This window comes from Janthinobacterium glycogeni (assembly GCF_051380725.1).
Taxonomy (GTDB): Bacteria; Pseudomonadota; Gammaproteobacteria; order Burkholderiales; family Burkholderiaceae_D; genus Janthinobacterium.
This window is the reverse complement of the sequence record NZ_JBNYXP010000001.1, coordinates 1018821-1043576: the sequence shown is the minus strand read 5'-3', so window position 1 is coordinate 1043576 and position 24756 is coordinate 1018821. Positions and strand designations below refer to the sequence as shown.

The following is a 24756-nucleotide window of genomic DNA, read 5'->3' as shown; positions in this document are numbered from 1 at the left end:
TTTAGTCTTGGGGAATGAATCCCAGGGTGACGGAAATCTGGTTCGCCGTCTCGACCAGGTCCACCAGCCACTCATCCTGCAGGCGGTCGGCGGGGGCGGAGATCGACAGGCCGGCGATCAGCTTGCCTGTATCGTCGCGGATGCCGGCGGCCATGCAGCGCACGCCCAGTTCCAGCTCTTCATTGTCGCGCGCATAACCGCGTTCGCGCACCAGGCTCAGCTCGCGCTCGAGCTTTTGCAGATCCGTGATGGAATTCTTGTTGTGCCCGGCCAAGCCCGTGCGCGTGGCGTAGGCGCGGATGGCTTTCGGTTCGTCGACGGAGAGGAATAATTTACCGGTCGAGGTCAGGTGCAGCGGGCCGCGGCCGCCGATGGCGCGCACTACCTGCATGCCCGAGCGTTCGGAAAAGGCGCGGTCGATGTAGACGATCTCGTCGCCCTGGCGCACGGACAGGTTGATGGTTTGCTGGGTTTTCTTGTGCAGCTGGCGCATGAAATCGAGCGCCGCTTCGCGCACGCTGAGGCGGCTTTTCACCACATTACCCAGTTCCAGCAGGCGCATGCCCAAGCGATACGTGCCCGGTTCGATGCGGTCGACAAAGCGCGTGAGCACCATGTCGTTGAGGATGCGGTGCGCCGTCGAGGGGTGCAGGCCAGAGACCTTGGACAATTCCTTCAGGCTGACCGGGTCGGAATATTTGGCCAGGGCGTCGAGCAGGGCGACCATGCGTTCGATGACCTGGATCGTCGTCTTCGGGGCAGCGACCGGTTCAATTTTCATGATGGATTTGGTGCAATGCAGTATTCATGCTTCTTTATACCATGATGTGAAAAAATAGTGAAATGTTCCGAGATATTCAGCGAATAAATTGTCACAATTCTCATGTTGCCCTTCATAATTGGCAACCGGATGGACTTTGAGTCATGGAAAACTATGCAACCTGTAAATGAATTCAAGAGCAAAAGCGGCTTGAAACGGATTTTCTCCGCTTTTTTCTACTCGCTCGATGGTTTGAAGGCGGCCTGGCGCCATGAACACGCGTTCCGCCAGGAACTCGGTCTGTTCGTCGTCGGCACCGTGATTGCCTTGCTGCTGCGCATCTCCGCGTTTGAAAAGCTGGTGCTGATCGGCGTGCTGCTGCTGGTGCTGATCGTCGAGCTGATCAATTCCGCACTGGAAGCAGTGGTCGACCGCATTTCGCTGGATCGCCATCCGCTGTCGAAAAACGCCAAGGATTTCGGCAGCGCGGCCGTGTTGCTGACCTGCATCCTGGCCTTCGCCACGTGGGCCGTGGTCCTGTTCAACCGTTTCTATTAAGCGCTAAATCCCCGTTGCGCGCCGTCCATATGCAAAAAATGTATATCAAACGGCGAAACGCTTCGTTCTCTTTGCGGCCGTTGCGCCGTAATCTGGTGGCTCTGAAAGTTCAACCACACGGGGATCTTAGATGCTGTCGAAAAAAATCATCACTGCCGCCGCCATCAGCGCGTTTGCCCTTCTGCAAACGGCGCAGGCTGCCGATATCACCCTGCTCAACGTGTCATACGACCCGACGCGCGAGCTGTACCAGGATGTGAATACGGCGTTTGCCAAGGAATGGAAAGGCAAGACGGGCGACAACGTCAAGATCAAGCAATCGCACGGCGGTTCCGGCAAGCAGGCGCGCGCCGTCATCGATGGCCTGGAAGCGGACGTGGTCACCCTGGCGCTGGCCTACGACATCGATGCGCTGGCCGAGCACAAGCTGCTGGCCGCCGACTGGCAAAAGCGCCTGGCGCACAACAGCTCGCCTTACACCTCGACCATCGTGTTCCTGGTGCGCAAGGGCAACCCGAAAGGCATCAAGGATTGGAACGATCTGATCAAACCGGGCGTGTCCGTCATCACGCCGAATCCGAAGACCTCGGGCGGCGCCCGCTGGAACCATCTGGCAGCCTGGGGCTACGCGCTGCGCCAGCCGGGCGGCAGCGAAGCGAAGGCCAAGGATTTCCTCGGCAAACTGTATAAAAACGTGCCCGTGCTCGATTCCGGCGCGCGCGGCGCCACTACCACCTTCGTCGAGCGCGGTATCGGCGACGTGCTGATCGCCTGGGAAAACGAGGCGTATCTCGCCGTCAAGGAACTGGGTCCGACCAAGTTCGACATCATCACGCCGTCCGTCAGCATCCTGGCCGAGCCGCCCGTCGCCGTCGTCGACAAGTTTGCCGACAAGCATGGCACGCGCAAGGTGGCCGAGGCTTACCTGAACTATCTGTACACGGACGAAGCGCAAGACATCATCGCCAAGAATTACTACCGTCCGGCAACGGACAAGGCGGCGAAGAAATATGCTTCGCAGTTCGCCAAGGTCAATCTGTTCACCATCGAGCAAGTGGCCGGCGGCTGGACGGCGGCACAGAAGGCGCACTTTGCCGACGGCGGCATCTTCGACCAGATCTACCAGCCGAAGTAATCTTCACCGGCAGGCGGCAACGCTTGCCGGAATCGATCACGCAAGGACACATCATGGCGCTGCGCAGCTTTTCCGATTACCGGGTACTGATCGTGCCGGGCTTGCATAACAGCGGTCCCGAGCATTGGCAGAGCCGCTGGCAGCGCCTGTATCCGCAATTCGAGCGGGTCGAGCAGGACGACTGGAACACGCCCGACCTGGCCACCTGGTCGGCGCGCCTGGACCAGGTGCGGCGGCAGGATGCGCGCCCGACCCTGATCGTCGCCCACAGCTTCGGCTGCCTGACGACGGCGCACAGCCTGGCGCGCGATCCGCAGGGCGTGGCCGGCGTGCTGCTGGTGGGGCCGGCCGACCCGGACAAGTTTGGCGTGGCCAAGGCCTTGCCGCAAAAGCGGCTGCCTTGTCCCGGCATCCTGATCGCCAGCCAGACGGACCCGTGGATGACGGCCGAACACGCGGCGCAGTGGGCACGGCGCTGGAATTGCAAGTATATTGATGGCGGCGAACTCGGCCACATCAACGCCGAGTCGCGTCTGGGCGACTGGGTCTATGGCCAGGCGCAGCTGCAGACGCTGTTTGATCTGGCGCAAAGCGACAAGCGCCACCGTCAGGCAGCCTGATACGACGAACATCCCGCTACACAACCTCACAAGGAGATCACGATGACTTTACGCCTGGGCGACGTCGCCCCTGATTTTGAACAAGACAGCTCGATCGGCCCGCTCAAGTTCCACGAGTGGGCGGGCAATTCCTGGGTGGTGCTGTTTTCCCACCCGGCCGACTTTACCCCCGTGTGCACGACGGAACTGGGCCTGACTGCCAAGCTCAAGCCGGAATTCGACAAGCGCAACGTGAAGGCCATCGCCCTGTCCGTGGACGCGGCTGAGTCGCACAAGAGCTGGATCAAGGATATCGAAGAGACGCAGAACACGGTGGTGGGCTTCCCCATCATCGCCGACGTCGACAAGAAAGTGTCGGTGTTGTACGACATGATCCACCCGGAGCAATCCGTCACGGCCACCGTGCGCTCCGTCTTCATCATCGACCCGAACAAGAAAGTACGGCTGATCCTCACGTATCCGCTCAGCACGGGCCGCAACTTCAATGAAATCTTGCGCGTCATCGACGCCCTGCAACTGACGGACGGCTACACGGTGGCCACGCCCGGCAACTGGACGGATGGTGACGACGTCATCATTCCACTGACCGTGCAAGACCCGGACGTGATCAAGCAGAAATATCCGAAGGGCTTTACGGCAGCGAAGCCATACTTGCGCCTCACGCCGCAGCCCAACAAATAAGAGCACCGAAAAAACGTCCATGGCGTTGTTGCATTGTCTCGCCGTACATTCGTACTGTCTTCGGTAACGCGCCTAGCCCTGAACGTTTTATTCGGCACTCTTGTTCCCACAAAAACGCACCTCGCCGGTGCGTTTTTTTTCGCCCAGATTTTTCACCGGCAAGTATGCAAAATCCATCTAAGCAAATGAGAAATGGTTAGTTCTTTTTATAACGATTGCATGTGATTATTGCGCTCTATAACTCAAAAATGTAATAAGAAGGGGTTTCTATGTCTGCAGCATCAGCATCAGCAGCACCGATCAAGGCGCGCGGAGCGCCGTTTCGGGTCATGCCGGGGTTTAAGCTGTCACTGGGCTTCACGCTCTTTTACCTGGCCCTGATCGTCCTCATTCCGCTGTCGTCGGTGTTCCTGAAAACCTTCACCATGACGTGGGACGCCTTCTTCAGCGCCGTCACGTCCGAGCGCGTGATGGCGTCATACCGCCTGACGTTTGGCGCTTCGCTGATCGCCGCCTTGCTGAACGTGGTATTCGGCGGCATCCTGGCCTGGGTGCTGGTGCGCTATAAATTCCCTGGCAAGCGCATCATCGACGCGCTGGTCGACTTGCCGTTCGCCTTGCCGACGGCCGTGGCCGGCATCACCCTGACGGCTTTGTATTCGTCGAACGGCTGGTTCGGCCAGTTCATCGAAGGCGTGCTGGGCATCAAGGTGGCGTTCACGCCGCTGGGCGTGGTGGTGGCGCTGACCTTCATCGGCTTGCCGTTTGTCGTGCGCACCGTGCAACCGGTGCTGGAAGACGCGGAAAAGGAACTGGAAGAAGCGGCCGCCAGCCTGGGCGCCAATTCATTGCAAACGTTTATCCGCGTCATCTTCCCGACGATCTTGCCGTCCTTGCTGACGGGCTTTGCGCTGGCCTTTGCCCGCGCCACGGGCGAGTACGGTTCCGTGATCTTTATCGCCGGCAACATGCCGATGGTGTCGGAAATCACGCCGCTGTTCATTATTACCAAGCTGGAACAATACGATTACGCAGGCGCCACGGCCATCGCCGTGGTGATGCTGGTGGTGTCTTTCCTGCTGCTGTTGACGATTAACCTGCTGCAAGCATGGACGCGCGGAAAGGCGAAGAAATCATGAGTACGAATATTACCGCTGTCGCCAGCGCGGAAGATGCGCTGCCAAAGGCGCGCCGCTTCGAGCCGAATGTCGGCCCCGTCGTGCTGGAACCGCTGTGGGTGCGCACGGTCCTGATCACCATCGCCCTGCTGTTCCTGACGGCCTTTCTGATCGTGCCCCTGGTGGCCGTGTTCGCGGAAGCGTTCAAGAAGGGCTGGGAAGCGTATATCGCCGCTATCATCGATCCGGACGCGATTTCCGCCATTAAATTGACCCTGATCACGGCCGCCATCGCCGTACCGCTGAACCTGGTTTTCGGCGTGGCCGCGTCCTGGTGCATCGCCAAGTTCGAATTCCGCGGCAAGAGCATCCTGCTGACCCTGATCGACCTGCCGTTTTCCGTCTCGCCCGTAATTTCCGGCCTGATCTACGTGCTGATGTTCGGCGCCCAGGGCTGGTTCGGTCCGTGGCTGCAGGCGCACGACATCAAGATTCTGTTTGCCGTGCCCGGCATCGTGCTGGCCACCATTTTCATTACCTTCCCGTTCGTCGCGCGCGAACTGATCCCGCTGATGCAGTCGCAGGGCAGCGAAGAGGAAGAGGCCGCCATCGTGCTGGGTGCGTCGGGTTGGAACACCTTCCGCCGAGTCACCTTGCCGAACATCAAGTGGGGTCTGCTGTATGGCGTGATCCTGTGTAACGCCCGCGCCATGGGCGAGTTCGGCGCCGTGTCGGTCGTGTCCGGCCATATCCGCGGCGAAACCAACACCATGCCGCTGCAGGTGGAGATTCTGTACAACGAGTACAACTTCGCCGCCGCGTTTGCCGTCGCCTCCTTGCTGGCCTTGCTTGCGCTGGTGACACTGGCCCTGAAAGCCTTCATTGAGTGGCGTTTGAACGAGAGCGACGCCGACGATTCCGCCTTACGTTCCACGGAGCACTGATATGACCATCGCAGTTAAAAACATCCACAAGCGTTTCGGCGATTTCGTCGCCCTCGACAATATCTCGCTGGACTTTCCCGCCGGCGAACTGACGGCCCTGCTCGGTCCGTCCGGTTGCGGCAAGACCACCTTGCTGCGCATCATCGCCGGACTGGAACATCCGGACAGCGGCCAGGTGCTGCTGGACGCGGAAGACGCGTCGAACCGCCACGTGCGCGAGCGGCAAGTCGGTTTCGTCTTCCAGCACTATGCGCTGTTCAAGCACATGACCGTGTTCGAGAACGTGGCGTTTGGCTTGCGGGTGAAGTCGCGCAGCGAGCGCCCGTCGGAAGACCAGATCCGCCGCAAGGTAAAAGATTTGCTGGAGCTGGTGCAGCTGGACTGGCTGGCCGACCGCTATCCGCCGCAGCTGTCGGGCGGCCAGCGCCAGCGCATCGCCCTGGCGCGCGCCCTGGCCGTCGAGCCGCGCGTGCTGCTGCTCGACGAGCCGTTCGGCGCCCTGGATGCCAAGGTGCGCAAGGAATTGCGCCGCTGGCTGCGCCGCCTGCATGACGACTTGCACGTCACCAGCATTTTTGTCACGCATGACCAGGAAGAGGCGCTGGAAGTGGCCGACCAGGTGGTGCTGATGAACAAGGGCACCGTCGAGCAACTCGGTTCCCCGGAGCAAGTGTATAACCACCCGGCGTCGCCGTTTGTCTACGGCTTCCTGGGCAACGTCAACCTGTTCCATGGCCGCGTGCATGACGGCGTGATGGCCACCGGCGACGCCAGCTTCGAAGTGCCCGATTATGCGGGCGTGAGCGACAGCAAGGGCACGGCCTATGTGCGTCCGCACGATCTGGAAATCGACCGCTACACGCAGGGCGCCGAAGGCATCGTCGTCAAGCTGAGCCGCGCCCATGCGATCGGCCCGCTGGCCCAGCTGGACTTGCAGCGCGTCGATAACAGTGAGCTGATCGAAGCCGTGATGTCGAACGAGCGCTTCAGCCATCTGCAGCTGAAAGAGGGCGAGACGCTGGTGGTGCGTCCGAAACGATTACACGTGTTCGTCGAACCGACAAGAACCTGAGAGGCTGGAACACTATGAATTTTCAACAACTGCGCTCGATCCGCGAAGCGGCCCGCCGCGGCTATAACCTGACGGAAGTGGCGAATGCCCTGTTCACGTCGCAGCCGGGCGTGAGCCGGCAGATACGCGAACTCGAGGACGAGCTGGGCGTGGTGATTTTCGAGCGCAACGGCAAGCGCTTGACGGGCTTGACGGAGCCGGGCAAGGGCATCCTGAAGATCGTCGACCGCCTCCTGATCGAGGCGGAAAACCTGCAACAGGCCAGCCTCGAATACAGCGGCCAGACCAGCGGGACCTTATCGGTGGCGGCCACGCACACGCAGGCGCGCTATGCGCTGCCGAAAGTGGTGCAGGGCTTCCGTGCCGCCTTCCCCGACGTGCGCATCGCGCTGCAGCAAAGCGCGCCCGAGCATATCGCGGAATGGGTGCTGTCGGGCAAGACCGATATTGGCATCGCCACGGAAGGCTTGAGCCAGTTCCCCGATCTCGTGTCCTTCCCGTGCTACCGCTGGAGCCATCTGATCGTCGTGCCGGACGGCCACCCGCTGCTCGAGCACTCGCCGATCCGCTTGGAAGACCTGGCGAAATACCCGCTGATTACCTACGACAAGGGGTTCACGGGACGCGGCCATATCGACGACGCCTTCGCCAAGGCGGGCGTGACGACGGACATCATCCTCACGGCCATGGATTCGGACGTCATCAAGCAATACGTGGCGCTGGGGCTGGGCGTGGGCATCGTCGCCTCAATGGCCTTCGACCATGGCCGCGACAAGGGTTTAAGGGCGGTGGAAGCGTCGCACCTGTTCGCCACCAACACGACGCGCCTGGCCGTGCGCCGCGGTGCCTACCTGCGCGCCTACGCCTACGAGTTCATCCTGCAGCTGGCACCGGACCTGACGCGCGAAGACATCGACCGCGCCATGGCGGGCGAGGAAGCGCTCTAGGCGATGGCCGCCCTTTGCGCGCGCGTCAGGCTGGCCACGGCGCGCGCGTAGCTATCCTGCACCAGTTCCGCCAGGTAATCGGCAGGGAAGCGCGCCACGTCGACGATAGTCACCCAGTGAAAGCGGCCCATGTAGCGGGCCGGTTTCACGCCGGGCATGTCCGTCAGTTCGATAAAACGCCCGGCGCTGACGCGCAGGCTGAAGCGCCACTGTTCCGGCATGCTGGTTTTAAAGTACGCAAATTTCTTGCCCGCTACTTCATACACGAGGATGTTCGACGGCGCGCCGTAGAGCACGGCTTGCGCGCCGGGCAGGGCCGCGCAACATTCCTTCAGTTCATCTGTTGTCATTCGTCCACCGCCATGAATTGTTGCATGTCGTGGTCGAAGGCAAACGCCGACCCGGCAGGGGAGTCCAGCAGCGCAATGAAGCGGTCGTCCACGCTGAGCACGGCGCCCAGCGACACGAGCGCCACGTTGGCGCTGTCGTTGATGTAGTCGTCGCTCTCGTCGTTGGCCGTGAAGCGCCAGCCGCTGTCGTCGTCGTTGTCCGGCGCCTCGCGGTACAGATAGCCGACGGGCGCGCCGTCTTCCAGCACGCGCTTTGTGACGAAGCACAGGCCCGCGTAGCGGTTGACGAGGTTATCGTCATCGTCGTGCTGGGTATTGATGATGTGGCGCGCCGCGAAGGCGATGGGGTCTTTGGCGTGCAAATCGGCGATGTAGCCGGGTATGTTGTCGAGCTTGCCGGTGAAGTGCCCGTGCGGCTCGATCGTCTCCACCAGCACCCACATGCGTTCGGCGCCCGGCGCCTGCGGATCGTCGCTATGGAAGGCGAAGATCAGCTTGACCACGTCGCCGGGGCGCACTTGGGCGATGGCCTCGGGCGGTGATTTATAGAAAGTATAGGGATGGCGCGCCGCCAGTTCGGCGGCGTCGGCCAGGTGCCAGCTGGGCATGGTATTCCGTCGTCAGAGTGAGCGAATGTCCATGGTAGCCGATTGCCTGCCAGGATGACCACGCATACCTGCAGGCTTGCCATTGCCGCTTGGCTACGCCGCCGCTTGGCATGTGCCGATCTACAACAAACCTGCTTACCAGACTAGCGCCCGGTTATGGCAAGGATGGCGGCAAGCCCCTTGATAGCCGGACTCGGCAAGAAACTGATGAGACCGATTGAAAATGCCAATGGTAAAATTTGTTTCTTTTATTGCATTTTGATTTCCTGAATGATATCTTTTGCTCAATCGCAAAAAAATATAACAAAAATATAATTAATATTGTGTTTTTTGAAATTGATCAACAGGGGGAAATTATGAACACGACTAAACATGCTGTGCTGGGTTTCTGCCTTGCTGTCTCGGCTTGCCTGGCGCCATTGGCGCAGGCGGCAAGCTGGGTGGAAATCACCGATCCTGCCATGAGCGGCTTCCTTGTGGGCGGCAAGACCGTCACTTACGGCAGCGTGGCAGCGGACTCGGTCTGGGTCTATGACGGCGCCAACCCGTCCGGCGCGCAAAATGCGGCCGCCATCCAGAGCTTGGTCAGCAGCAAGTTTGGCCTGCCATCCAGCGGTACCGGCTCGCTGGTCTTTGCCGCCCAGGGTGACCTGGAAAGCAGCAAGTCCGGTTCGTTCATTGTCAAGTCCAGCTTCGACTACCTGGCCGTGCATTATGGCCGTGGCGAACTGTTGTTCCACTGGGACACGCCGCTGGCCGCCAATACGGTGTTCAGCCTTGCCAACCTGCCGCGCGGTCTGAGCAATTTCCGCGCGTTCAACTCGGTCTCGGCAGTGCCTGAGCCAGCGACCTACGGCATGCTGATGCTGGGCCTGGGCCTGGTCGGTTTTGTCGCGCGCCGCCGCCGCGCCTGAGCCTGCAGCGCCCGTGGGCGCAAGACATGAAAAAAAGCCCGGAACGCATCGCGTTTCCGGGCTTTTTGCATGGCGGAGCCGTATTTACCAGCTATAGCCAGCCTTGGCGTAGTAATAGCGGCCGTTGAAGCCGTTCGGCGCGAAGATGCTGTACGGCTGGGTGCCGTTGACGTTCAGGTTGCCCGCGCTCGTCACTTGCGCCGGGTAGCGGTTGGTGACGTTGTCGATGCCGGCCACCAGGCGCCAGTTCTTGCCCAGTTTCACGGAACCGGACACGTCCAGCACCCATTGCGGGTCATACGTCTGGTCCAGCTTGACGTCGTTCTGCGGTACGGTGAAGCTGCCGTAGCGCGTCACGACGCCGTGCGCATTCCAGATGCCGAAGCCGTAGTCGGCGGCCAGGCTGAACTTGTCTTTCGGCGAAGCCACCGTGATGCGGTCGATGCTCTGGCGGTCGATCAGTTTCAGGTTGTTCGCCGTCAGGATGGCCGGATTGTCGGCGATTTTCCGTACCGTGCTCTTGTTGTGGTTGTACGCCACGGTGAGGTCGAGGCGATCCTTGTCCTGCAGGTCGATGCGGTAGGTGCTGACGATGTCCACGCCTTCCGTGCGCGTATCGACGGCGTTGGTGAAGTAGCGTCCCGAGCCCACAGGCGTGCCTTGCGCGGCCAGGATGTTTTTCAATACATTGTTGAGGACCAGATTGGCCGAGAACAGGATGCGGTTGTCGATGTCGATGCGGTAGGCGTCCACTGTCGTCGTGAAGTTGCGGGTCGGCTGGAACTGCAGGCCCAGGCTGTAGTTGCGTGCTTTTTCCGGTTTCAGATCCTGTGCGCCCAGCGCGCGCGCCTGCGGCGTGTTCACGGCGAAGGTACCCGTCTCGATCGGCGTGTTGACGCCGTTGACGACCTGGAAATTGGTGGTGGTAATGGTGTAGTACTGCTGCGCCAGCGACGGCGCGCGGAAGCCGCTCGATACGGTGCCGCGCAGGGACAGCGCATCCGTGAACGCATAGCGGGCCGAGCCCTTGGCCGAGGCGGTGCTGCCGAAATCGCTGTAGCGCTCATGGCGCAGGGCCACGCCGCCCGACAGTTTCTTCGTCGCTTCCGCTTCCAGGTTCACATAGATCGACTCGTTGTGGCGCGAATGGCTGCCCGCGTTGGCGGGACGGAAGCCGGCAAAGCCTTGCGAGCCGCTGCCCGTGTACGACGCTTCGTCGCCGGCGCCGATGCTGTACTTTTCATGGCGCGCTTCGGCGCCCACGGCTACCGTCAGCGGGCCCGTAAAGTACGAGACGGGGAATTCGCGCGCCGCATCGAGGTTGAATACCGTCTGTTCATTTTTCAGCGAACCGGCATAGAAATGCGTGGGGCTGTTCGCGCCCAGCGACTGGTTGACCGTGTTGTCCAGGTCCAGTTCGAACTTGTTGCTGCCGTAATTGAGGCTGGCATCCCAGCGCCAGCCGGCCGCTTCACCGCGCAAGCCCGTCACCAAGGACTGGTCCGTCAGGGTGCTGTTTTGCAATGGCAAAAAGCCTTCCGGGAAGAGCGGCGTGCGCTGGACGAACAGCTTCGAATTATTCGGGTCCGTGATCAGGGCCGTGCGCCAGGTGGCGGCGGCCGACGTGTCGCGCTTGCCGTAGTTGCCGAAGGCATACCAGTCGAGGTTGTCGCTGATGTGGTATTCGCTGTTGAGGAAAATCGTTGCCGGCTTGCTTTCCGGGTCGCCATAGCGCTGGTTCACCTTGCCGTAGCGCGGCTCGGCCGGATTGCGGAAGTCGGCGCCGGCGCGGTTGGTCGGGTCGCGTTCCGCCACTTCGGCCGAGACGCGCACCCAGCCGTCCTCGCCCAGGGCGAAGCCGGCCGAACCCTTGATGGATTTCTGCTTGCCGTCGCGTTCCTGCGTCTGGCCATAGCCTACTTCGACGTCGCCGCCGGCCGCGCCTTTTTTCAGGATGATGTTGATCACGCCGGCGATCGCATCGGAACCGTACTGGGCCGCCGCGCCATCGCGCAGCACTTCCACGTGGTCGATGGCGGCCAGGGGAATGGCGTTCAGGTCGACGGGCGCCGAGCCGCGGCCCAGCGAACCGTTGACGTTGACCACTGCGGACGTATAACGGCGCTTGCCGTTCACCAGCACCAGGGTCTGGTCCGGCGACAGGCCGCGCAACTGGGCCGGACGCACGGCGTCGCTGGCGTCGGCACCCGTGGCGCGGGCAAAGTTCAGCGATGGCAGCAGGCGCGCCAGCACGGTGGCCAGTTCGCCCGAACCCGTGCTTTGCAGGTCGCGCGAAGTGAGGATGTCGATCGGCGATTCGGAATCGATGGTACGGCGGTTCTTGGCGAAAGTGCCGGTGACCACCACCGATTGCAATTCGCCTTCGGCCGGCAGCTCTTGCTGCGCTTGCGCCTGCATAGGCAGGCTGAAGCAGGCGACCAGGCTGGCGGCGATCACGGTTTTTACGGGCAGGGCGGGAAGCTGGGAGCGGGCGTTGCTTGAACTCATCGACGATATCTCTTCGGTTGTGGTTGCGCGGACCGCGGCGGTCCGGTGATGCAATCAGATTAACAGTGGGCACGCGGCGTGCTTACGAATCGTTCTGTCTATCGATATGCAATAAATATCTGAAAGACGTCAACATGGCGCGCGTAGCGCATATGGCCTCGTTTCCAGCATACGACCGGGCACGGCAAGGCCGCAATGCTGCACAGCAGTAAATTGCCAGCTGTTGTATAAATACGACTATCTGCGAAGGGAGTGGGGCGCCTGGCGACGGCATGCGCCGCCAGACGGCGGGCCTTACTGTCCCGGATTGGGCGCGCTGGCGTGGATGGCGTCGACGGCCGCCACCAGTTCCGGCGACAGGGTGAGTTGATGGGCGTCTATATTTTGCTGCAACTGCGCCACGCTGGTAGCGCCGATGATGGTCGAGGCGACGAACCAGCGCGAGTAGCACCAGGCCAGCGCCAGTTGCGCCGGCGTCATGCCGTGCGCGCGGGCCAGCGCCGCATACCGGCTTGCCGCCGCGATGGTGGCGGGGCGCACGTAGCGGGGACTCCAGCCGGCCGGGAAGCGCGTCAGGCGGCCCTTGGCTTGCGGATCGTCGATATATTTCGCCGTCAGCTGGCCGAACGCCAGCGGGCTGTAGGCCAACAAGCTGACGTTCTCGCGGTGGCAGGTTTCGTCGAGCAGGCTGGTCTCGAAATGACGCGCCGTCAGGTTGTACAGGTTCTGGATCGACACGATGCGCGGCAAGCCCTTCAGCTCGGCCTGCTTGATGTATTCGCACACGCCCCACGACGATTCGTTCGACACGCCGATGTGGCCGATCTTGCCTTCCTCGACCAGCTTGCCCAGCACGGCCAGCGTGTCCTCGATGGCGACCGACGCATGCTCCTTGCGCGGGTTGTACACGCTGGCGCCGAAGATGGGCAGGTTGCGGCTGGGCCAGTGCAACTGATACAGGTCGATGTGCTCCGTCTGCAAGCGGCGCAGGCTGTCCTCGACGGCGGCGCGGATGTTGACCGCGTCGTGGTCCGTCTTGCCCTTGCGTATCCAGTGCATGCGCGAGTTCGGCCCCGCTACCTTGCTGGCCAGGACGATCTGGCTGCGCTTGCCGCTTTTCTTCAGCCAGCTGCCGATGCAGCGCTCGGTGCTGCCCTGCGTCTGCGCGCTGGCCATCACCGGATACATCTCGGCCGTGTCGATGAAGTTGATGCCCCGCTCCAGCGCATAATCGAGCTGGCTGTGCGCTTCGGCTTCGCTGTTCTGCTCGCCGAAGGTCATCGTGCCCAGGCAGATTGTGCTCACGTCCAGGCTGCTGGCGCCCAGCTTGACCCTGGCGATCATGTCGCCTGTTTGCCGCGCAGCGCGCGCGCGCAATCCTTGATCAGCGCGGGACCGGCGTAAATCAGGCCGCTGTACAGCTGCACCAGCTGCGCGCCCGCCTCGAACTTGGCCACGGCATCCTTGCCCTGCATGATGCCGCCCACGCCGATGATGGGCAGGGCGTCGCCCAGTTCCGCCTTCAGCAAACGGATCACATTGTTCGACAACTCGAACACGGGCGCGCCCGACAGGCCGCCCGCCTCGGCGCCGTGCGGCATGCCTTCGACGGCGCTGCGCGACAGGGTCGTGTTGGTGGCGATGACGCCGTCAATGCGGTGGCGCGTGAGCGACTCGGCGATGCTTTTCACCTGTTCGCCATCCATGTCCGGCGCGATTTTCAAGGCCAGCGGCACGTAGCGCTTGTGCTTGTCGGCCAGGCGCGCCTGGGCATCTTTGAGCTGGGACAGCAGGGCGTCGAGTTCCGAGGCGCCCTGCAGCTGGCGCAAATTCTTGGTGTTCGGCGACGAGATGTTTACCGTCACATAGCTGGCGTAGGGGTAGACTTTTTCCAGGCACAGCAGGTAGTCGTCGGCCGCCCGCTCGATGGGCGTGTCGGCGTTCTTGCCGATGTTCAGGCCCAGCACGCCGGCGCGGTTCTGGTAAAACTTCGACGCCTGCACGTTCGCCACAAACGCGTCCACGCCGCCATTATTGAAACCCATGCGGTTGATGATGCCCTGCGCCTGCGGCAGGCGGAACATGCGCGGTTTCGGATTGCCCGCCTGCGCGCGCGGCGTGACGGTGCCCACTTCGATCGAGCCGAAACCCAGGTCGGCCAGCGCGTCGATGTAGGCGCCATCCTTGTCCAGGCCGGCGGCCAGGCCTACGGGATTGGGGAAGGTGATGCCCATCACCGTGCGCGGATCAGGTGCGGGTTTGCCGGCCAGCTTCGTCAGGCCCAGCGCGCTGGCGCGTTTCAGGGCGGGCAGGGTCAGATGGTGGGCCGCTTCGGCATCCATCGAAAACAGCAGCGGGCGAGCGAGGGAGTACAGGAATTTTTCAGACATGGGGGCGCTTTGAGTAGGTATGCGGGCTGCCGGGAAGGGCTGGCGGCGCGCGAAATAAGTGCCGTATTTTACCGTGTTCCGCGCGGCTGCCGGGTGTATAGTTCTCTTTGGTCTAATGCAACATTGATTCCTTGTTAATTCGCATTGGGCCGCGGACCTTCCTGTTTTTTCTCTGTTCTGTTGACTTCATAAGCGAGACATCGATTGAAAAAGACACGCATCCTGACCGCCATCGCTGCCGCCAGCGCACTGCTGCTGAGCCACCCGGCCCTGGCCCTGCCCAACACCCAAGACACTCGCATGCTGAGCGAACCGGCCGTCTCCAGCCGCCATATCGCCTTCATCTATGCGGGCGATGTGTGGCTGTCGAACCTCGACGGCGGCGGCGCGCGGCGCCTGACGTCCGACCTGGGCGACAAGTCCAACCCCGTGTTTTCGCCCGACGGCAGCCAGATCGCGTATAGCGCGAACATCGACGGCAATGTCGACGTGTATGTGATCGCGGCGGCGGGCGGCGTGCCGCGTCGCCTGACCTTCCACCCGGGCGCGGACCTGGCGCAGTCGTTCACGCCCGATGGCCAGTCCGTGATGTTCACCTCGCCCCGCGCCGCCTTCAACAACCGCTTCCAGAAGCTGTTTACGGTGCCGGTGGCGGGCGGCGTGGAAACGCAGCTGGAGATCCCCAACGCGTCGCGCGCCACGTATTCGCCCGATGGCAAGCGCATCGCCTACAACCCGCTGGCGCCCGCTTTCAAGCAGTGGAAGCGCTACCGGGGCGGCACCAATTCCTGGCTGTGGCTGTTTTCGTCCAGCGACAAGTCGATCGAAAAAATCCCCCAGCCGACGACGCGCTCGAACGACGTCGACCCCATGTGGATAGGCGATACCGTGTACTTCCGTTCCGACCGCAACGGCGAATTCAACCTGTTTGCCTATGACGTCAAGAGCAAGGCCGTGCGCCAGCTGACGCGGCACGCGGATTTCCCCGTGCTCAACGCCTCGGCCGCGAACGGCACCATCGTCTACGAGCAGGCCGGCTACCTGCACGCTTTCGACATCGCCAGCGGCCAGGCGCACCGGCTGGCCATCGGCGTGGCCAGCGACCTGGGGCAGACGCGCCCGCGCTGGGTGAAGAACGCGAAATATATCCGCGACGCCTCGATCTCGCCATCGGGCGCGCGCGTCGCCTTCGAATACCGGGGCGAGATCGTCACCATCCCCGCCGACAAGGGCGACGTGCGCAACCTGACGCAGACGGCCGGCGCGCACGAACGCACGCCGATCTGGTCGCCCGACGGCCGTTCGGTCGCGTATTTCTCGGACGAGTCGGGCGAGTATGAACTGCATGTGCGCGCGCAGGACGGCAAGGGGGCGGTGCGCAAGTTCAAGCTCAATGGCAGCGGCTTCTATGACAACGCCGTCTGGTCGCCCGACAGCCGGAAGATCGCGTTTGCCGACAACGGCTGGAGCATGTACGTGATCGACGTCGGCAGCGGCAAGGTGCAAAAAATCGCCACGGAGCCGATGTATGGCGTCGACAAGAGCATGCGCGCTTCGTGGGCGCCCGATTCGCGCTGGCTGGCCTACACGCTCAATTCGCCCACCTACACGCGCAGCGCCTACATCTATTCCGTCGAGCAGAACAAATCGATGCCTGTGACCGATGGCCTGTCCGACGTGGCCCAGCCCGTGTTCGACAAGAGCGGCAAGTACCTGTACTTCTTCGCCTCGACCAACGCAGGCCCCAGCAACAACTGGTTCTCGCAGCAGAATGAAGACAACCTGGTGACGCGCACCGTGTGGATGGCCGTGCTGCGGCGCGACTTGCCGTCGCCGCTGATCAAGGAAAGCGACGAGGAAAAGGCCGCCGGCGCGGAGAGTAAAAAAGACACGGCGAAGGCGGAAGCCGAGCCGAAAAACGAGCAGAAGGTCGATCCGAAGACGGGCCGCGACGACCCGAAAGTCACGGTCGCGCCCGTGGCGCCGATCCACATCGATTTCGACGGCATCGCCACGCGCGTCGTCGACCTGCCGCTGCCGGCCGCGCAGTTTTCCAGCCTGACGGCCGGTGCCGCCGGGCAGATCTTTTTACTGCGCGAAAGCGACGGCAAGAAGGCCGTGCAGCGTTTCGACCTGAAGGAGCGCAAGGCGGAAACCGTGGTGGCCGAAGCCGACGATTTCGAGGTCTCGGCCGACGGCAAGAAGCTGCTGTACCGCCAGAAGGACAACTGGGCCATGGGAAGCGCCACGGGCAAGCTGCTGGCGCCGGGCGAAGGCAAGATCAAGGTCGACGCCATCGAAGTCAAAGCCGATCCGCGCGCGGAGTGGACGCAGATTTTCAACGAAGTGTGGCGCATCAACCGCGACTATTTCTATGACCCGGGCATGCATGGCGTGGACTGGAAGGCCATGCGCGACAAGTACGCCGTCTTCCTGCCCGAGCTGTCCAGCCGCGCGGACCTGAACCGGCTGATCCAGTGGATGTGCAGCGAGCTGGCCGTGGGCCACCACCGGGGCGGCGGCGGCGACGATTTTCTGGAGGCGAAGAAGGTGCCGGGCGGCCTGCTGGGCGCCGACTATGAAGTGAGCGACGGCCATTACCGCTTCAAGAAGGTGTATGGCGGCTTGAACTGGAATCCGACCCTGCGCGCGCCGCTGACGGAGCCGGGCCTGAACGTCAAGGCGGGCGAATACCTGCTGGCCGTCGACAGCCGTCCCTTGCTGCCGCCGACGAATATCTACAGTGCCTTTGAGAACACGGCCGGCAAGGCCATCGACCTGACCGTGGGGCCATCGGCCGACGGCAAGGGCGCGCGCACCATCACCGTGGTGCCCGTGCCGACGGAGGATGCCTTGCGCAACCGCGACTGGATCGAGGGCAATATGCGCAAGGTCAATGCGGCCACTAACGGCAAGGTGGCGTACGTGTACGTGCCCAATACGGCGGGGCTGGGCCACACCTACTTCAAGCGCTATTTCTTCCCGCAGGCGGACAGGCAGGCCATCATCGTCGACGAGCGTTTCAATGGCGGCGGCAGCGTGGCCGATTACTACATCGAGATCCTGCAGAAGAAGGAAATCGCCTGGTGGACCATGCGCTACGGCGCCGACATGAAGACGCCGTCGGCCTCGATCCAGGGACCGCGCGCCATGCTGATCGACGAGACGGCCGGTTCGGGCGGCGACCTGCTGCCGTGGATGTTCCGCAAAAATAACATGGGTCCGCTGATCGGCAAGGCGACGTGGGGCGGCCTGGTGGGCATCCTCGGCTTCCCCGTGCTGATGGACGGCGGCATGATCACGGCGCCGAACCTGGCGTTCTGGACGCGCGAAAACGGCTGGGGCGTGGAAAACGAAGGCGTGCCGCCCGATATCGAAGTCGAGCAAACGCCGGCCGACGTTATCGCCGGGCGCGATCCGCAGCTGGAAAAGGCGATCGAAGTGATCCAGGCCGAACTGGCGAAGAACCCGCCCGTGCGGCCCAAGCGTCCGGCGTTTCCGGACAAGAGCAAGTAGGCCGGATCAGGCGCACAGCGCCGTAATCCGACACCATTGTTGGCCTCGCAGTGTCGGATTACGCGCTTGCGCGCTAATCCGACCTACCAAATAATCCCAGGTTTTACATCACCACCCACTGCCCCTTGATCCGCGCTTCCAGCGGCTTGAAGTTGATCTTGTAGGCCATCTTCGGACTCTGTTCTATCCAGTAGCCCAGGTAGATGTAGGGCAGGTTCAGTTCGCGTGCCTGGGCGATCTGCCACAGCACGTTGTAGGTGCCGTACGAGGCGCCCGGCACGTCGGGATCGAAAAACGTGTAGACGGACGACAGGCCATCGGCCAGCATGTCGATGATGCTGACCATGCGCAGGGTGCCGTCGGGATCGCGGAATTCCACCAGGCGCGTGTTGACCCGGCTTTGCAGCAAAAATTGCGCGTACTGGTCGCGGCTGTCCTGGTCCATGCCGCCGCCCGCGTGGCGCGTGCTCTGGTAGCGCAGGTACAGTTCGTAGTGCTCGTCGAGGAAGGACAGGGTGGCCACGCCCGCCTGCAGATCGGCGTGCCGGCTCCAGGCGCGGCGCTGGTTGCGGTTGGGCGTGAAGGACTGCGTCACGACGCGCACGGGAATGCAGGCCTGGCAGCCATCGCAATACGGGCGGTAAGTAAAAATGCCGCTGCGGCGAAAGCCGTTGCGCACCAGTTCCGAATACACGTCGCTGTTGATCAGGTGCGAAGGCGTGGCCACCTGCGAGCGGGCCTGGCGGTCGTCCAGGTAGCTGCACGGATACGGTGCCGTCGTGTAGAACTGCAGGGTGGCAAACGGTAGTTCGTTCAGGTGCGTCATGCTGATCCTGTCTGGTCTGTCCGCGGCAATGTGCCTGAAGCTATCATAGCTTTTTTACGCCGGTGGCGCAGCATGCCAATCGGTGATTTGCGCTGCTTCAATGGCGCTCCTTACATGGGCCAGGAAGCGGGTGCGCGAAATGGGCGCCGCGCCCAGCGAGGCCAGGTGTTTCGTTTCTTGCTGGCAGTCAATCATGGTCACGCCGCGCGCCTGCAAAAAGCGCACGAGGTGGGCCAGTGCGATCTTCGAGCCATCCGAGACGCGGGCGAACATCGATTCGCCATAGAACATGCGCCCGATCGACACGCCATATGCGCCGCCCACCAGTTCGCCGTCCAGCCACAGCTCGGACGAGTGCGCGTAACCCATCTTGTGCAAGCCCGTGTAGCCGGCGATGATTTCGTCGGAAATCCAGGTGCCCGGGCCATCCTTGCGCGGCGCCGCGCAGGCGCGCATGACGGCGTCGAAATCGCCGTCGAAGCGCAGCTGCCAGCGCCTGTCCGTGGCGGCGCTGCGCTCTACCTTGCGGATCGCCTTGGCCAGGCTGTCGGAGACCTTGAAGTCCTTCGTCATCAGCACCATGCGCGGATCGGTGCTCCACCACAGGATGGGCTGGCCCTCGGAAAACCAGGGGAAGATGCCGCGCCGGTAGGCGTCGAGCAGGCGCGCGGGCGACAGGTCGGCGCCTGCCGCCAGCAGGCCGGGCGCCTCGTCGGTCAGGGCGCGCGAGACGTCGGGGAACGGGGTGTGGATGTCGAGCCAGGGAATCATGCGGCGTCAAAAAATGGCAGGTGATGGGGGCTTACTCGGCATCCGCGCGCGCCATCGGGCGCGTGATGTCGCCCGTATGGACACCGTAGCTGCCGCCTTCGCGAATTTTCACGCGGTCGGCAAAGAACAGTTCCAGGGTGGCGCGGATGGTGGGGAAGGCCAGGTCGTCCCACGGAATTTGCGCTTCCGTAAACAGCTGCACCTCCAGGCTTTCGATGCCGGGCGCGAAATCGAGGTCGCGCAGGCGCGCCAGATAGAACAGGTGCACCTGGTGCACGCGCTGCACGTTGAGCAGCGAAAACAGGGGACCCAGCTCGATATTCGCCCCCGCTTCCTCCACCGTTTCGCGCTCGGCCGCGTCGGACGTCGTTTCATCGTTTTCCATGAAGCCGGCCGGCAGGGTCCAGTAGCCGAGGCGCGGCTCGATGGCCCGCTTGCACAGCAAGACCTGCAGCTGACCTTCCTCTTCCCAGACGGGAATCGAGCCGACCACCATTTTCGGGTTCTGGTAATGGATGGCGTCGCAGTTGGCGCACACATAGCGCGGACGGTTGTCGCCTTCCGGAATGGACAGGCTGACAGGATGGGCGCATTCGGAGCAGAATTTCATGGGCTGGCTTCGGAAAATAGGTGTCTAGTGTAACGCTTACTGTACACCGATTGCGCGCTGTGTGGCGTGACGGGCGGACACAATGCTTCCTGGTAATTGGCTGACTTTTTTAATTAAATAGCTCTATTGCAGTTGAAGTTGAGATAGCTATTGCCTAAGTCCCCCGTTTGCCCTTATAATTCGAGTGCGGGGTGGAGCAGTCTGGCAGCTCGTCGGGCTCATAACCCGAAGGTCACAGGTTCAAATCCTGTCCCCGCAACCAATACCGGAAAGCCGCTGACTCTTGCAAAAGATCAGCGGCTTTTTCCATTGCCGGCCGACGGCAAACTTCGTCAGGCGGGGCAGCAATGAGATTGTCAAATCATACCCTTTACGCCGCGCAACAATCTGGTATATAATTCGAGTGCGGGGTGGAGCAGTCTGGCAGCTCGTCGGGCTCATAACCCGAAGGTCACAGGTTCAAATCCTGTCCCCGCAACCAATTCGAAGCCGCTGGTTCCTCGCAAGAGGGCCAGCGGTTTTTTCGTTTACGGCGCGAGGTCTTCTGCCAGCTGGCGCGCATACACGATCAGCCGCAAGTGGCGGTCCGCATCGATGGTCAGCGAGGTGTGCTCGTAGGCGACCTGCTCGCCGCCGACGTCCAGCTGGCGCACGCCGGCGCACGGCGCATGCACGTCGTGGCGGCGCCACCATCGCTTGAACTCGGGCGAGACTTTTTCCAGTTCGTCCACCAGCGCGTGGATATCGGCTTCCTGCGTGGCGCGCGCATAGTCGCGGCGAAAGCTCGACAGCATCAGCGGCGCCTGCTCTTCCCAGCCGACAAAGCGAGACCGCAGCAGCGGGTCGGTAAACAACAGCCACAGCAGATTGCGTCGCGCGGCGGCATGCGCGCCGAAGCCGAACAGGGCGTCCGCGCCCGCATTGAACGCCAGCACGTCCCAGCGCAGGTTGAGCACATAGGCTGGATGCGCCAGTTCGTGCATCAGGCGGCGCACGGGCGGCGGCACCACGCAAAACGTCTTGCCCTCTTCGGCGGGCGGGCGCGCATGCGCCAGCAGGAACAGGTGGCGCCGCTCGGCCGCATCGAGTTTCAGCACTTCGGCCAGCTTGTCGAGGAAGGCGCTGGAGACGCCGATGTCGCGTCCCTGCTCCAGCCAGGTGTACCAGGTCAACCCCACGCCGGCCAGCGCCGCCACCTCTTCGCGGCGCAAGCCCGGCGTCCTGCGCCGCCCGCCGCCCGGTAAACCCACGTCCTCAGGCGACAGCCGCGCGCGGCGCGCCTGCAGATAGGCGGCCAGTTCGTGGCGGGTGCGTTGCAAGGTGCGCATGCTGCGGTCTTTCCGGTGAGACTGTTGCTATCAGTAATAGCATAAACAGTTAAATTGTAATTGTTTATATTGTATTCCAGAATGTCTGCTTTCTTCCCGAAAGCTTGCCCATGCTTGATGATTCCTCCTCCTCCAGTACTCTCGCGCCTGCCGCCGCCACTGCGCTGCCTGCCACCGTCTACCTGATCGCCGTGGGCGCGTTCGCGCTGGGCATGGCGTCGTATGTGACGGCGGGCCTGATGCCGATGATCGCCGCCACGTTTTCCATCTCGCTGGCGATCGCGGCGCAGCTGGTGACGGCGTTTACGCTGGCCTATGGCCTCGGCTCGCCGTTGGCCGTGGCCTTGCTGCCGGCGCGCGCGCAGCGTTCCGGGCTGTTGTGGGCGTTGGCTGTGTTCGTGCTGGCGAACGGGGCCAGCGCGCTGGCGCCCGGCTTCACCAGTCTGCTGGCATGGCGGGCCATGGCCGGCATCGGCGCCGGCGTCTACCTGGCGCTGGGCATCGCGGCGGCGGCGGGCGTATCGGCGCCGCAGCAGCGGGGCAAGGCCATCGGCGCGATCATGGGCGGCATGGCGGGCGGCACGGTGCTGGGCGTGCCATTGAGCCTGTTGCTGGCGCAGCAGCTGGGCTGGACGGCGGCCCTGTGGCTGGTCGCCATGCTCGGTGCGCTGGCGCTGGCGGGCTTGCTGTGGAAACTGCCTCCACTGGCAGCCGCACCGGCCATGTCGCTGCGCCGCAAGCTGGCCCTGCTGGCCGACAGGCAGGTGCTGCCCATCCTGCTCGTGTCGCTGCTGGCGGCCATCGCCAGCCTGGGCATGTACACCTTTATCGCGCCGCTGCTGGCGTGGTCCGCGCACGGCGCGGCGATGTCCACCACGCCCTTCCTGTGGGCGTGGGGCGTGGGGGGAATCGCCGGCAGCATGCTGGTTGGGCGATGGGCGGACAAGGTGGCGGCGCCGAAACTGACCTGGCTCATCTTGCTGCTGCTGGCGCTGGCCTTGTGCGCGCTGCCGCTGGCGGCCGGCTGGTCGGCCTGGCTGATGCTGGCGCCGATCGCCCTGTGGGGTGCGGCTGGCTGGGCCCTGCAAGTGCCGCAGAACCAGCGGCTGCTGGCCGTGCGCGCGCGGCAGGGCGACGGCAACCTGGCCATCGCCCTCAACGAATCGGCGCTGTACCTGGGCAGCGCCATCGGCGCCGCCGCAGGCGGGGTGCTGCTCCTGCTGGACTGGCCCATGTGGCTGCTGGCGGCCGGCGCCGCCCTGGTCGCCGCCGCCGCGTTGCTGCTGCAATGGCACGGCGTGAAATGGATTTCAGGATTGCCGGATTCCAGAAAATGAAAGAGTTTGCTTTCAGCGGCTTTCCAGTTGCGCGTACACGGCGTCGGCGATCTTGCCCAGTTCCTGTTTGGGCAGGCTCGCCGAGAGGGCATAGCCGAGCTGGCCGTCGATCCAGTAAAACACGCTCAGGTCCTTTTCCTGCGTGTAGCGGAAGGCCGTTTCCTGCTTGCCGGCCCGTTCTTTCGCCACGTACAGGGTCAGGCGCTTGCCACCGCCATCTTCATACATGAATTGCGCGACGGGACCGTCGCCATCGCCGGGCAGCAAGCGCCCGCCGATCAGGTGATAGCCGAGCGGCGACAGCGCAGGCGGCTGCAATTTGCTGCCCAGGCGTTTTGACAGCCATTGCACGAGGTGCGCCTCCTGTTCCACGCCTACCTCGACGGGGTGGCGTACTTCCGGCGTGTAGACGGCATGGGCGATGGCGGCGCTGCGCGCCAGGGAGATCGGGCTGGCGCTGGCGCTCCGCATGTCGCCGCCACCGGCGCCATCGCCGCGCAGCAGCCAGCCGCCCGCGCCGCCAGCGAGCACCAGCACGACGGCAGCTGCCGCCTGCATGGCGGGGCGACGCCAGGCGCCGTTCGCCGCCGGCGGGGCCGCCGCCTGCAGCAGGGCAGGCGGCACGGCGTCGTCCAGCACAGGGTCGAACAGGGCGCGCAATTGCCGGTTCTGCTCGCGCCACGCATCGACCCTGGCGGCATCCCCGGGATGCGCGCGCAGGTGGGCGTCGACGGCCGCGCGCTGGTCTTCGGGCAGGATGCCGTCGGCCAGGGCGTGCAATTGCGCTTCGCTGATGGCTTGCATTGTCATTTCACGACTTTCAGGGTGGGTGGGCCGCTGCCCTGGCTGCCGGCAGGGCGGCCGTCGAGCAGGGTGCGCAGCTTGTCGCGCCCCCGTGACAGGCGCGACATGACGGTGCCGACGGGGATGTCGAGGGTAGACGCCACCTGCTCGTACGGCATCTGTTCGAGCGCGACGAGCAGGATGACTTCGCGCTGCCCCAGCGGCAAACGGGCCAGCGCCGCATCCATCTCGCCGATGGCGATGGCTTGCCCGGGCGCGTGTTCCGGCGCGGGCAGCACGGTATCGTCGTCGAGTTCCTGCAGCGCCAGGCCGGGGCGGCGCAGCTGGTCCACGTGCAGGTTATGCATGATGGAAAACAGCCAGGGCCGCATCTCGCCGCCGCGCTGCTCCAGCTTGCGCCAGGCCCGCTCCACGGTGTCCTGCACCAGGTCGTCCGCGTGCAGGGCGCCCGCCAGCGCGCGCGCATAGCGGCGCAGGCCGGGCAGGCACGCTTGCAGCTGGCGGCTATCCTCTTGCGTGGTCATCGCGGCGGCGGGAAGGGGCTTACGGCTTGACGACGTGCCACACGTTCTTGAAATTGTCGCCGGCCACATCGCCCGGCTTCTTGTCTTCCTTGTACAGGTACAGGGGCTTGCCCTTGTAGGTCAGCTGCATGGCGCCGTTGTCGTCGCGCTTGATGCTGCCATACGGGGCGGCGGGCGCCGCTTCGGTGGCGATGACGGCGGGCCAGGCCACCAGGCAGCCGCCGCTGCAGGCGCTCTTGCCGCTGTCGGCGACATCCTTGTCGAACACATACACGGTCATGCCGCTGGCATTGACCAGCATGCCGTTGGCGGGCATGACGTCGGCGGCGAACGCGAGGGGGGCGGACAAGGCGGTGAAAAGGGCGGTGGCGGCGAAACAGGTCGTAAAGCGCATGGTGGTCTCCTTGAGGTTTTTAGGGGCTTGCAAGGGATAGA

Annotated in this window: 24 protein-coding genes and 2 tRNA genes; 13 read left to right on the top strand and 13 right to left on the bottom strand. The window is 63.2% G+C overall.

Features of this window, described 5'->3' with window-relative positions; all coding sequences use genetic code 11:
* Position 1: 1 nt before the first annotated feature.
* The gene (locus ACQ4W4_RS04810) at positions 2 to 781 is read right to left on the bottom strand and encodes an IclR family transcriptional regulator (protein ID WP_034747499.1); all 780 of its coding nucleotides are present in this window, start codon (positions 779 to 781) and stop codon (positions 2 to 4) included.
* A gap of 153 nt (positions 782 to 934) precedes the next feature.
* On the opposite strand from ACQ4W4_RS04810, the gene ACQ4W4_RS04805 reads away from it, so the two are divergent.
* From ACQ4W4_RS04805 to ACQ4W4_RS04770, 8 genes are all read left to right on the top strand, one after another.
* Entirely contained in the window at positions 935 to 1318 is a 384-nt protein-coding gene (locus ACQ4W4_RS04805) for a diacylglycerol kinase (RefSeq protein ID WP_152283346.1), read from the top strand.
* A 130-nt stretch (positions 1319 to 1448) separates the two neighbouring features.
* On the top strand, positions 1449 to 2453 hold the full coding sequence (locus ACQ4W4_RS04800; RefSeq protein WP_077407966.1) for a sulfate ABC transporter substrate-binding protein: 1005 nt from the start codon (positions 1449 to 1451) through the stop codon (positions 2451 to 2453).
* 53 nt (positions 2454 to 2506) lie between these two features.
* Positions 2507 to 3073: an RBBP9/YdeN family alpha/beta hydrolase gene (locus ACQ4W4_RS04795; protein WP_436541123.1), complete on the top strand. Its 567-nt coding sequence runs from the start codon at positions 2507 to 2509 to the stop codon at positions 3071 to 3073.
* Positions 3074 to 3115: 42 nt separating this feature from the next.
* Positions 3116 to 3754, top strand: coding sequence for a peroxiredoxin (locus ACQ4W4_RS04790; RefSeq protein ID WP_436540975.1), 639 nt, complete (start codon positions 3116 to 3118; stop codon positions 3752 to 3754).
* 329 nt (positions 3755 to 4083) lie between these two features.
* Positions 4084 to 4893: a sulfate ABC transporter permease subunit CysT gene (cysT, locus tag ACQ4W4_RS04785; RefSeq protein ID WP_070224513.1), complete on the top strand. Its 810-nt coding sequence runs from the start codon at positions 4084 to 4086 to the stop codon at positions 4891 to 4893.
* Entirely contained in the window at positions 4890 to 5816 is a 927-nt protein-coding gene (gene cysW / locus ACQ4W4_RS04780) for a sulfate ABC transporter permease subunit CysW (protein ID WP_298413800.1), read from the top strand. Before cysT ends, cysW begins: the two co-directional genes overlap by 4 nt.
* A 1-nt stretch (position 5817) precedes the next feature.
* Positions 5818 to 6888 (top strand): sulfate/molybdate ABC transporter ATP-binding protein, encoded by a 1071-nt coding sequence (locus ACQ4W4_RS04775; RefSeq protein WP_071075790.1) that lies wholly within the window; start codon positions 5818 to 5820, stop codon positions 6886 to 6888.
* Between the two features lie 14 nt (positions 6889 to 6902).
* Positions 6903 to 7835 (top strand): CysB family HTH-type transcriptional regulator, encoded by a 933-nt coding sequence (locus ACQ4W4_RS04770; protein WP_070224514.1) that lies wholly within the window; start codon positions 6903 to 6905, stop codon positions 7833 to 7835.
* Here the strand turns inward: ACQ4W4_RS04770 and ACQ4W4_RS04765 are convergent.
* Positions 7832 to 8185 (bottom strand): MmcQ/YjbR family DNA-binding protein, encoded by a 354-nt coding sequence (locus ACQ4W4_RS04765; RefSeq protein WP_436540974.1) that lies wholly within the window; start codon positions 8183 to 8185, stop codon positions 7832 to 7834. The genes ACQ4W4_RS04770 and ACQ4W4_RS04765 overlap by 4 nt on opposite strands.
* Positions 8182 to 8793 carry an immunity protein Imm33 domain-containing protein gene (locus ACQ4W4_RS04760; protein WP_436540973.1) on the bottom strand — a complete coding sequence of 204 codons (612 nt, stop codon included), beginning with the start codon at positions 8791 to 8793 and terminating at the stop codon, positions 8182 to 8184. Before ACQ4W4_RS04760 ends, ACQ4W4_RS04765 begins: the two co-directional genes overlap by 4 nt.
* 356 nt (positions 8794 to 9149) lie before the next feature.
* On the opposite strand from ACQ4W4_RS04760, the gene ACQ4W4_RS04755 reads away from it, so the two are divergent.
* A complete protein-coding gene (locus ACQ4W4_RS04755; protein ID WP_436540972.1) occupies positions 9150 to 9707 on the top strand; it encodes a PEP-CTERM sorting domain-containing protein in 558 nt (185 codons plus the stop codon).
* Positions 9708 to 9791: 84 nt separating this feature from the next.
* On the opposite strand, the gene ACQ4W4_RS04750 is transcribed toward ACQ4W4_RS04755, so the two are convergent.
* The 3 genes from ACQ4W4_RS04750 to ACQ4W4_RS04740 form a co-directional block, all read right to left on the bottom strand.
* A complete protein-coding gene (locus ACQ4W4_RS04750) occupies positions 9792 to 12215 on the bottom strand; it encodes a TonB-dependent receptor plug domain-containing protein (protein WP_436540971.1) in 2424 nt (807 codons plus the stop codon).
* A gap of 294 nt (positions 12216 to 12509) precedes the next feature.
* A complete protein-coding gene (locus ACQ4W4_RS04745) occupies positions 12510 to 13556 on the bottom strand; it encodes an aldo/keto reductase (protein ID WP_436541122.1) in 1047 nt (348 codons plus the stop codon).
* The gene (locus ACQ4W4_RS04740; RefSeq protein WP_436540970.1) at positions 13556 to 14605 is read right to left on the bottom strand and encodes a quinone-dependent dihydroorotate dehydrogenase; all 1050 of its coding nucleotides are present in this window, start codon (positions 14603 to 14605) and stop codon (positions 13556 to 13558) included. Before ACQ4W4_RS04740 ends, ACQ4W4_RS04745 begins: the two co-directional genes overlap by 1 nt.
* Before the next feature lie 204 nt (positions 14606 to 14809).
* Between ACQ4W4_RS04740 and ACQ4W4_RS04735 the strand changes: the two genes are divergently transcribed.
* The gene (locus ACQ4W4_RS04735) at positions 14810 to 18121 is read left to right on the top strand and encodes a S41 family peptidase (protein WP_436540969.1); all 3312 of its coding nucleotides are present in this window, start codon (positions 14810 to 14812) and stop codon (positions 18119 to 18121) included.
* Between the two features lie 103 nt (positions 18122 to 18224).
* On the opposite strand, the gene ACQ4W4_RS04730 is transcribed toward ACQ4W4_RS04735, so the two are convergent.
* From ACQ4W4_RS04730 to ACQ4W4_RS04720, 3 genes are read right to left on the bottom strand one after another with little or no spacing between them, the layout of a single operon-like run.
* Positions 18225 to 18947: an arginyltransferase gene (locus ACQ4W4_RS04730; RefSeq protein ID WP_436540968.1), complete on the bottom strand. Its 723-nt coding sequence runs from the start codon at positions 18945 to 18947 to the stop codon at positions 18225 to 18227.
* Positions 18948 to 19001: 54 nt separating this feature from the next.
* On the bottom strand, positions 19002 to 19718 hold the full coding sequence (aat, locus tag ACQ4W4_RS04725; protein ID WP_436540967.1) for a leucyl/phenylalanyl-tRNA--protein transferase: 717 nt from the start codon (positions 19716 to 19718) through the stop codon (positions 19002 to 19004).
* Between the two features lie 31 nt (positions 19719 to 19749).
* The gene (locus ACQ4W4_RS04720) at positions 19750 to 20328 is read right to left on the bottom strand and encodes an NUDIX hydrolase (protein ID WP_436540966.1); all 579 of its coding nucleotides are present in this window, start codon (positions 20326 to 20328) and stop codon (positions 19750 to 19752) included.
* A 185-nt stretch (positions 20329 to 20513) separates the two neighbouring features.
* Here ACQ4W4_RS04720 and ACQ4W4_RS04715 point away from each other — a divergent pair.
* A tRNA-Met gene (locus tag ACQ4W4_RS04715) sits at positions 20514 to 20590 on the top strand.
* A 142-nt stretch (positions 20591 to 20732) separates the two neighbouring features.
* Positions 20733 to 20809 (top strand) — tRNA-Met (locus ACQ4W4_RS04710).
* 46 nt (positions 20810 to 20855) lie between these two features.
* On the opposite strand, the gene ACQ4W4_RS04705 is transcribed toward ACQ4W4_RS04710, so the two are convergent.
* The gene (locus tag ACQ4W4_RS04705; protein WP_436540965.1) at positions 20856 to 21656 is read right to left on the bottom strand and encodes a helix-turn-helix transcriptional regulator; all 801 of its coding nucleotides are present in this window, start codon (positions 21654 to 21656) and stop codon (positions 20856 to 20858) included.
* 110 nt (positions 21657 to 21766) lie between these two features.
* Between ACQ4W4_RS04705 and ACQ4W4_RS04700 the strand changes: the two genes are divergently transcribed.
* Complete coding sequence (locus ACQ4W4_RS04700; protein WP_436540964.1) at positions 21767 to 22993, top strand: MFS transporter; 1227 nt, start codon at positions 21767 to 21769, stop codon at positions 22991 to 22993.
* A 12-nt stretch (positions 22994 to 23005) separates the two neighbouring features.
* Here ACQ4W4_RS04700 and ACQ4W4_RS04695 read toward each other — a convergent pair whose 3' ends face one another.
* From ACQ4W4_RS04695 to ACQ4W4_RS04685, 3 genes are read right to left on the bottom strand one after another with little or no spacing between them, the layout of a single operon-like run.
* On the bottom strand, positions 23006 to 23803 hold the full coding sequence (locus tag ACQ4W4_RS04695) for an anti-sigma factor family protein (RefSeq protein ID WP_436540963.1): 798 nt from the start codon (positions 23801 to 23803) through the stop codon (positions 23006 to 23008).
* The gene (locus ACQ4W4_RS04690; protein WP_436540962.1) at positions 23800 to 24321 is read right to left on the bottom strand and encodes an RNA polymerase sigma factor; all 522 of its coding nucleotides are present in this window, start codon (positions 24319 to 24321) and stop codon (positions 23800 to 23802) included. The genes ACQ4W4_RS04695 and ACQ4W4_RS04690 overlap by 4 nt, the downstream gene beginning before the upstream one ends.
* A gap of 19 nt (positions 24322 to 24340) precedes the next feature.
* Positions 24341 to 24715, bottom strand: coding sequence for a COG4315 family predicted lipoprotein (locus tag ACQ4W4_RS04685; protein WP_436540961.1), 375 nt, complete (start codon positions 24713 to 24715; stop codon positions 24341 to 24343).
* Positions 24716 to 24756: the final 41 nt, after the last annotated feature.